This is a genomic window from Acinetobacter sp. 766875 (assembly GCF_000582055.1).
GTDB lineage: Bacteria > Pseudomonadota > Gammaproteobacteria > Pseudomonadales > Moraxellaceae > Acinetobacter > Acinetobacter nosocomialis.
Map to the genome: position 1 here is coordinate 1 of NZ_JEXX01000042.1, position 7,257 is coordinate 7,257.

At 32.5% G+C, this 7,257-nt stretch carries 9 protein-coding genes; 5 read left to right on the forward strand and 4 right to left on the reverse strand.

What is annotated here, in order from left to right:
• Positions 1-73: 73 nt before the first annotated feature.
• A protein-coding gene (locus J576_RS19990) for an IS3 family transposase (RefSeq protein WP_085944219.1) occupies positions 74-1,218 on the forward strand; the annotation gives its coding sequence in 2 pieces (ribosomal slippage) (positions 74-338 and positions 338-1,218; 1,146 coding nt in all).
• Positions 1,219-1,282: 64 nt separating this feature from the next.
• On the opposite strand, the gene J576_RS20530 is transcribed toward J576_RS19990, so the two are convergent.
• Positions 1,283-1,672: a hypothetical protein gene (locus J576_RS20530; protein WP_025467827.1), complete on the reverse strand. Its 390-nt coding sequence runs from the start codon at positions 1,670-1,672 to the stop codon at positions 1,283-1,285.
• A gap of 183 nt (positions 1,673-1,855) precedes the next feature.
• Here J576_RS20530 and J576_RS19010 point away from each other — a divergent pair, with 183 nt between their 5' ends.
• Entirely contained in the window at positions 1,856-2,683 is an 828-nt protein-coding gene (locus J576_RS19010; RefSeq protein ID WP_002050151.1) for an RsiV family protein, read from the forward strand.
• A 202-nt stretch (positions 2,684-2,885) separates the two neighbouring features.
• Here J576_RS19010 and J576_RS19015 read toward each other — a convergent pair whose 3' ends face one another.
• The gene (locus J576_RS19015; protein ID WP_000157576.1) at positions 2,886-3,287 is read right to left on the reverse strand and encodes a DoxX family protein; all 402 of its coding nucleotides are present in this window, start codon (positions 3,285-3,287) and stop codon (positions 2,886-2,888) included.
• A 109-nt stretch (positions 3,288-3,396) separates the two neighbouring features.
• Here J576_RS19015 and J576_RS19020 point away from each other — a divergent pair, with 109 nt between their 5' ends.
• The gene (locus J576_RS19020; protein WP_033855738.1) at positions 3,397-4,011 is read left to right on the forward strand and encodes a TetR/AcrR family transcriptional regulator; all 615 of its coding nucleotides are present in this window, start codon (positions 3,397-3,399) and stop codon (positions 4,009-4,011) included.
• 101 nt (positions 4,012-4,112) lie between these two features.
• Positions 4,113-4,529 carry a hypothetical protein gene (locus tag J576_RS19025; RefSeq protein WP_002050243.1) on the forward strand — a complete coding sequence of 139 codons (417 nt, stop codon included), beginning with the start codon at positions 4,113-4,115 and terminating at the stop codon, positions 4,527-4,529.
• Between the two features lie 372 nt (positions 4,530-4,901).
• Here the strand turns inward: J576_RS19025 and J576_RS19030 are convergent, their stop codons facing one another.
• The gene (locus J576_RS19030) at positions 4,902-5,165 is read right to left on the reverse strand and encodes a hypothetical protein (protein WP_002049812.1); all 264 of its coding nucleotides are present in this window, start codon (positions 5,163-5,165) and stop codon (positions 4,902-4,904) included.
• A 230-nt stretch (positions 5,166-5,395) separates the two neighbouring features.
• Here J576_RS19030 and J576_RS19035 point away from each other — a divergent pair, with 230 nt between their 5' ends.
• Complete coding sequence (locus J576_RS19035; RefSeq protein ID WP_004708845.1) at positions 5,396-5,839, forward strand: BLUF domain-containing protein; 444 nt, start codon at positions 5,396-5,398, stop codon at positions 5,837-5,839.
• Positions 5,840-5,975: 136 nt separating this feature from the next.
• Here the strand turns inward: J576_RS19035 and bla are convergent, their stop codons facing one another.
• On the reverse strand, positions 5,976-6,830 hold the full coding sequence (gene bla / locus J576_RS19040) for a putative subclass B3 metallo-beta-lactamase (protein WP_006580921.1): 855 nt from the start codon (positions 6,828-6,830) through the stop codon (positions 5,976-5,978).
• Positions 6,831-7,257: the final 427 nt, after the last annotated feature.

Consider the following 7,257-nt stretch of genomic DNA (forward strand, 5'->3'; position numbering starts at 1 on the left):
GGTGGATCAGGAAATTTGAACAACACTTATAAGTGATATTTTGCTCCCCAAATGATGTTATAAACATCAATATATGGAGTATTTTATGGCACGTAGACCAAGAAGAAATCATTCAAATGATTTTAAAGCTAAGGTAGCACTTGCTGCGATTAAAGCAGAAAAAACACTTGCTGAATTGAGTGCTGAATTTGATGTTCATCAAAACCAAATTATCGACTGGAAAAATCAACTGATTTCAGCTTCCTCGCAAGCTTTCGATCAATCAAAAGCTCCAACAGAACCACCCATCGATCTAAAAAAACTACATGCAAAAATCGGTGAGCAGGCATTAGAAATTGATTTTTTAGAAGGTGTGTTGAAGAAACTGGGCCGCTTCAACCACAAAAGTTAATCGATGACTCACTTCAGATTTCAGTATCTAAGCAAGCTCAGCTGCTGAAAGTCTCCCGTGGTTGTTATTACTATCGCCCAAAACCTGTGAGTGCATCAGATCTGAAGCTGATGCGGTGTATGGATGAGTTACATATGCAATACCCTTTTGCAGGTAGCCGTATGATGCGTGATTTGTTGAATCGTCAAGGACATCATATAGGACGACGTCATACACGTACTTTAATGAAGAAAATGGGCATTAATGCGTTATATTGCAAACCAAATTTAAGCCAGGCTAATCAAGCTCACCGCAAATATCCATATCTGCTCAAAGGATTGGCTATTCAGCGCAGTAATCAAGTGTGGTCTACGGATATAACGTATATCCCTATGGCAAAAGGCTTTGTTTATTTATGTGCTGTGATTGATTGGCATAGCCGCAAGGTACTTGCGCATAGAGTATCGATTAGTATGGAGGTTACATTTTGCATAGAAACATTAAATGAAGCTATTGAAAAATATGGTCGACCTGAAATATTTAATACAGACCAAGGCAGTCAGTTTACCAGTGATGCATTTATTGATGTATTGAAATCAAATGACATCCAAATCAGCATGGATGGTAAAGGTCGATGGGTTGATAATGTGATGGTTGAACGATTATGGCGGAGCGTTAAATATGAAGAGGTGTATCTCAAAGCCTACAGCAATGTTTTGGATGCGAAGAAGCAATTAAACGCATATTTTGAATTTTATAATTTGAAACGACCTCATTCGAGTCTGGACAAAATGACTCCAGATGAGTTTTACTATGACCAGCTACCACAACAAAATAAGGTAGCTTAACTAGAGCAGAGTATCACTTATAAATAAGCTTTTAGTTGTTCAAACATGTGGGACCACCTCTGAACTACTTTAGTAAGTTGTCCCAACAAAAGTCATCTCTATTATTTGCAAAATACATGAACATGCCAATTACATGAAAAAATAGGCAGCCCATCCATATTTTTTGGGGAGCAACCTTAAAACCTTCTAATAGTATAGTTATAGAATAGATGGTGATCATGAATGTAAGAAAGAGAATATATGTAGTACTCGCTATAAATTTATGTTTTGGGGCTAATTGAGGAATTTTATATCCAATCAAAATTTGCATTCCCCAATTTATAATGAGTGTAATTATAGTCATAAGTAATTTTGGTGCATTTAAGCTTTCTAAGGAAACTTGTTCAATTAGGAAAATAGTTTGCCACAGTACAAACATCCCCAAAGGATACAATATAAATTTAATCCACATCATATTTTGTTTTCTTATCAATATCTTACTTCACCATTGTATTAAATAAATATTATTTTTTCAAAATTTATTTTCAAAAAATATCAACATATATAGTCATTTTAATTTCAATTAATATATCTATGAATTTTTAAATTCTTTAAAATTTAATTTAAAAGATAAATAAATTATGTAAGTGTATAATTGATGAATAAAACTATTCTTGGCTTAATGGTAGTACCACTTGTATTGAGTGGATGTATAAAAAAAGCAGAGGAAAGACCAACAGAAAAAATGGAAAAAACCTCTACTATAAAAGCAACTGAACAGCCCCCAAAAGAAGAAAATATAATTCCTGCTATGCTAGTACGTAATTTTCTTGTGAAGTTTCAACAACCCAAAATTTGTGCTCCAAATCCAGATGTTGATGGAATTGTATGTACCTCTAAAGAAGCGATTGCACTTAAAAGTAATATTGAATGGATTGATCAAGTAATCGATAAGGAAATCCGTAAAGATTATGCAGATGCTCTTACACCTCCTTCAGAAAAGCAAAAGCAACTAAATCAAACCCAAGCTGAAGGGTTTAATAACTGGTCACAGAATGTGGTTTATCGCTTTAATGGACAGTTTGGCCAATATGTGCAAATTTCGAAAGTAAGTTCAGAATATTCTGGCGGGGCTCATGGTATAGCAACTTTTGAAGATTATATTTTTGACTTAAAAAGTAAAAAACGCATTGAATTAAAAGATATTGTTATCAATGGAAAGATGAATGCGCTTAAAGAAGAATTGTGGAAACAATACGGATATTGGTGTCAAGAAAAAGATATGCAGCCTTATATTAGTAAAGAAGACTTTAAAGTAAGTGAAAATTTCTATATTAATCAATCAGGCGGGATTACATTTGATTTTCAGCTTTACGAATTGGCTCCATATGCCGCAGGTCCTGTGAGTTTAGAACTCTATGATACAGATCAACTGATAAAATCAGATTTTTTACCGCCAATGCCTACTTTAAAAACTGAAATGTAAAAATAACTCCTGCCTAATCCGATAAAGATAGTAGAGCAAAATTTTTATATTAATTTACAATCTCTAGTAAATGGTAATAGTCATAATGGCACAGAATTTTTTGAGGAAGAGGATTATTCGGAGTCTCTATTAAAGAGCCCTGTGAAGACAGAACTCACTATTTATGTAACACAAAAGATTTTGAGTTTTTGATTATCTCAACTTATTTCTTGGTGGCTATTGCTGCTAATAGAAGCCCACCACTTAAAGCAATATGTTCTAATACAATTTGGAAATCCTGAGTTCTTTGTGGTTCAGCTAATTTCCAAAAAGGATGTCCAATAGGAATACAAAGTAAAGTGAAAATGGCTAGTATTCCTGCACCTAACCATGTAAGCCCTGCAAAATTTGAAATAAGTAGAATTGATCCTATAAGTTGAATGGCTATAGTTGCAAAAGCAAATAATTCAGGAAGTGGTAAATTTGCTCCAATCATTTCATTAACAACAGTATCAAAGTTAAACACACCAAAAATACCAGCGATTAAAAAGAATGAAGATAAAACTATTCGCCCAATAACTAATGTGTAATTACTTGATAAAGTATTATGAATTAAGGATGCCATAAGAAGATTATTCCTATATAGAGTTGATGGTAACGATCGTTACCATCATACTTTTGTACATGGTAATGTCAATAACCATGGCACGCCTTTTATTTTGTAGGAAAGAATTGTGATAAGTGAAAGTACCAAAACCAATCAAATTGATAATAAAAATCGCCTTATAATTCAAACAGTAGGTGATCTTTTTCTAGAGTATGGTTACTCAAGAGTTTCTATTAATTTAATTATTTCCAAGATCGGGGGGTCTAAAAGAGATCTATATGCTCAGTTTGGAGATAAGGAGGGGCTTTTTAGGAGTGTGATTGCGGATGTGTGCCAGCAAGTACTTGATCCACTAAAAGTCTTGCCAGTAGATGGTGGCTCAATTGAGCAAGCTCTTACTTCTTTTGGAAGAATATTTTTATCAGTACTTTTATCTTCTCGCGTAATTGCTTTACAGAAACTGGTACTTTCAGAAGTGACTCGTTATCCAGAGTTTGCAAAAACATTTGTACAATTAGGTCCAGTTAGTGCATATAACTTAGCAGCAGAACTTTTAATGAAAAGGGCTGAGGTTGGGGAGATAAAAGTTTCAAAACCGAAAGTCATGGGTGCTTTATTTTGCGATATGCTCATCTCAGATCTACAATTTAAAATTATATCTGGTGAAATAGTTACTGATAGTCAAATAGATGAACGTGTTGAAATGGCAGTTTTAACTTTCCTAAATGGTATAAAAAGCTAAAGTTCGGTTCAACTGAGCGAATACACTTGCGCAAAATCCGTAAAATTAATGAACAAGATCTGAAATGTTAAATTTTACACATTATTAAAGTGGATAATTTCATGAAAAAGATTATTTTTTTAGGATTAGTTTTGAGTTTAATTGGGTGTTCAACAAGTCCTGTTGTTTCAAATACAGCGAAACCAATACCTAATGAGAGAGTGTATAATCAGAACTATTTAAAGAAACACACTCCTGAACAAGCAAAAGTTACGTTCTTAAGAGATAAAGGTTTTTTGGGTTCTGGCTGTACTCATGATATTTATGTTAATAATGAAAAGGTATTTTCAATTCGCTCAAATGAAATAGCTACAATTTATCTTGAGCCTAAATATTATATTTTTAGATTAGAAACTGGTGCAGGGATGTGTCCTAATATTGCAACTTCTCAAGAAACAGAAGTCAAACCTGGGGCAGAGATCGAATATCGAATCTTACTTCCATCTGACTTTAACTTAAGACTAACTCGAATGAAATAAGAGATTAAAAATCTCTACGCCAATGAGTTAATTAAAGTTAATATTCATTAAGTTTTGATTAAACCCACTCATTATTAAGTGGGTTTTTTCTTAATTGAACTAAGAATCATTAACTGCTTTAAAATTATTATTACGGAATATTTTTGATGAAAATTCCTATAAATAAAATTTTCTTTATCGTCTGATTAAGCAGCTGTGTGCTGTAGGGACAATCAGTTAATGGTTTTTTAAGTCCAGAAGGAGCTCTCACTGGCTTAATGGTTACACCATGGTTACGTACGCTAAATTAATAATTTTACACTAGACAAAGTTTTGAAAAGCTCACTTTCGGGAGCTTCTCTATTAATTAAAATTAGTTAAAGAAAGTTTTGATCACGAATATCTTAATTTGGTTTTCTTTGTCAAAATCTTAATAATCTTAAAGACCTGATTATTCAGCTTTATTTTTTGATGGACGGTTGCACTGTCGAGTTGATCCCACAGCTCAAATGGAAAAAACTCTGAGCTATGATCAAATACCCATAACCATTGGTAGCTATGGTTCAGTGTATGAGTATCAAAACGAACATCTTGAACTTTGACAATCTTAAGCTGTTTATGGTGTTCGTCTTGAAGAATAATTTCATGGTTCTCCATTAGACCGCCACAAATTAAAAAACAGGTTTTAAGTGTACTTGAAATAAGATTTTCTGGTTAATTGGTTAGGTTGGCATTCATTTACAAAACATTTCTGCTTGTTAAAGTTTGTCACTTTCAAAATGATAATAATCTTTACTCTTGAAATACAAGGTTTTAAGTAGGTTGCATTGTAAGGCTTATATCTAAGTGTCAGAATGCACGTTGACATTTATCTTCGAGTTATCGCTATGAGTTTAATAGGCTTTATGTATGCAAGTAAAACCAATAGTGAACATAGTCAAATAAAACAAGATTTAATTGATATCCTCACAGAAGCAGTTAAATTCAACTCTCAAAATGACATTACTGGTGTGCTTTATTATGGTAATGGATACTTCTTACAATACTTAGAAGGGGAGAAAGAACAAGTTGAGACGCTATTTTATAAATCAATTTTGAAAGATTCGAGACATCAAAACTGCGAAATCATCTTTTTGGAACCGTCCGAACAGCGGTTATTTAAACATTGGAGTATGAAATTTGCGCCTATAAATACGAAAATAAAAGATTTCTTTTTTCATCATCATGTTGATGAGTTTAATCCGTATTTACTTAATACTAATTCAATCCCATCTTTTATTGAATTACTTGTAGATCAACCCAATTTGAAAGCGGATCAATATCAAGTTTAACCAAAAATATATTTTTTGATTGGATATATATCCAAAAAGAAAATGTTGAAGAGTGATGATATTAAAGTTTCTAAAAAAGCCCTGCACAATCAGGGCTTTTAAATTTATATTAAATATAAATAGTACTATTTTACATTTACGGCTTACTACTAACTAATGATTTTTCAAATGCCATTTCTGCATCTTTTACAATAGCAGAAAGTTTTTCTGGTTGAATAAATGCATTAACTTGACCTGCATCTTTGCGCGCTTTATTTCCCATAACATCTGCAACTTCTGGATGGCTAGTAAGCACAATGTCTGCTTTCATATTTTTTAAACGCTTAAAACTCTGACGATAATCTTCTACAATATTTGGATATTGATGATTATTTTGTAAAACATTGCCAGCAACAGAGAGACTGCAAGGGAAAACAACATTTAGGTTCTTACCATTAGATTTAACTTCAGTTGACCAAGTTGTACAACCCGGAGTATGGCCTGGGGTAAGAGTAGCTTTTAGTTTTAATTTCCCTAGTTTAACGACTTCTCCATCGTGAATGACTTTATCAACTTTAACTGGAGTAAAAGGAATACTTTGGAAGGTGTTTTCACCTATTGGTTTTCCTATTTCTAAAGCCTTAACATCCTGCTGCATAGCAATTAATTTGGCGCCAGTGTCTTGTTTAATGCGGGCAAGTGCACCTACATGGTCCCAATGAGCATGGCTTGTAACCATAATTTTTACATCTGATAACTTAAAACCCAATTTTTTAATATTCTGCTCTATTTGCTCTGTATTTTCCGGAAGACCTGTATCTATCAATAAAGCTTGATGATCAGAGGTCAATAAATAGGTTCCAAGACCGTGAGTACCTACATAGTATATATTTTCAGTAATTTGGAATGGCTGAGTATTTTGCGTCCAGTCATCAGGTAACTTTAATGGTGTAGCTGAGGCAGATAGAGAAGTCAGCAATATACTTCCTGTAAACAATATCTTTTTCTTCATCTTTATTGGACTCGTAGGTTGGTCGCAGTAATTAAAGTTTTATATTTTAACGCCTTTGCTATAATTAGACCCGAATTTATTCATAAAAAAATATGACCATTCATTAAATTTTTATGTGTTTATGTTTGTTTTTCATTCATTCTTACTGATAAGTCATTTCAGAACCAGTCTCTTTAAAAAGCCTTAGGCTCAATCTATAAATAGCTCTCAAAAACTTAAATTAATAAATTAGTAAAGACTAGTTTTTAATGTAGGGAGGATAGCGATGTGATGTTTAAGATACAGCTTTCTCACTATTTTCTTAAGATTAAATTATGAATATCTACTAAATTATTTTAAAAAATATATTATTTAATTGTCTTTACTAAATAATATGAAATTATTAATTTAATTTACTCAATAATTAATAAGTTTTATAAATTAATAA

Bases quoted from the DNA above. Each gene is read 5' to 3' on its own strand.
- J576_RS20530 (WP_025467827.1), bottom strand. From the start codon at position 1,672: ATGATGTGGATTAAATTTATATTGTATCCTTTGGGGATGTTTGTACTG.
- J576_RS19010 (WP_002050151.1), top strand. From the start codon at position 1,856: ATGAATAAAACTATTCTTGGCTTAATGGTAGTACCACTTGTATTGAGT.
- J576_RS19015 (WP_000157576.1), bottom strand. From the start codon at position 3,287: ATGGCATCCTTAATTCATAATACTTTATCAAGTAATTACACATTAGTT.
- J576_RS19025 (WP_002050243.1), top strand. From the start codon at position 4,113: ATGAAAAAGATTATTTTTTTAGGATTAGTTTTGAGTTTAATTGGGTGT.
- J576_RS19030 (WP_002049812.1), bottom strand. From the start codon at position 5,165: ATGGAGAACCATGAAATTATTCTTCAAGACGAACACCATAAACAGCTT.
- J576_RS19035 (WP_004708845.1), top strand. From the start codon at position 5,396: ATGAGTTTAATAGGCTTTATGTATGCAAGTAAAACCAATAGTGAACAT.
- bla (WP_006580921.1), bottom strand. From the start codon at position 6,830: ATGAAGAAAAAGATATTGTTTACAGGAAGTATATTGCTGACTTCTCTA.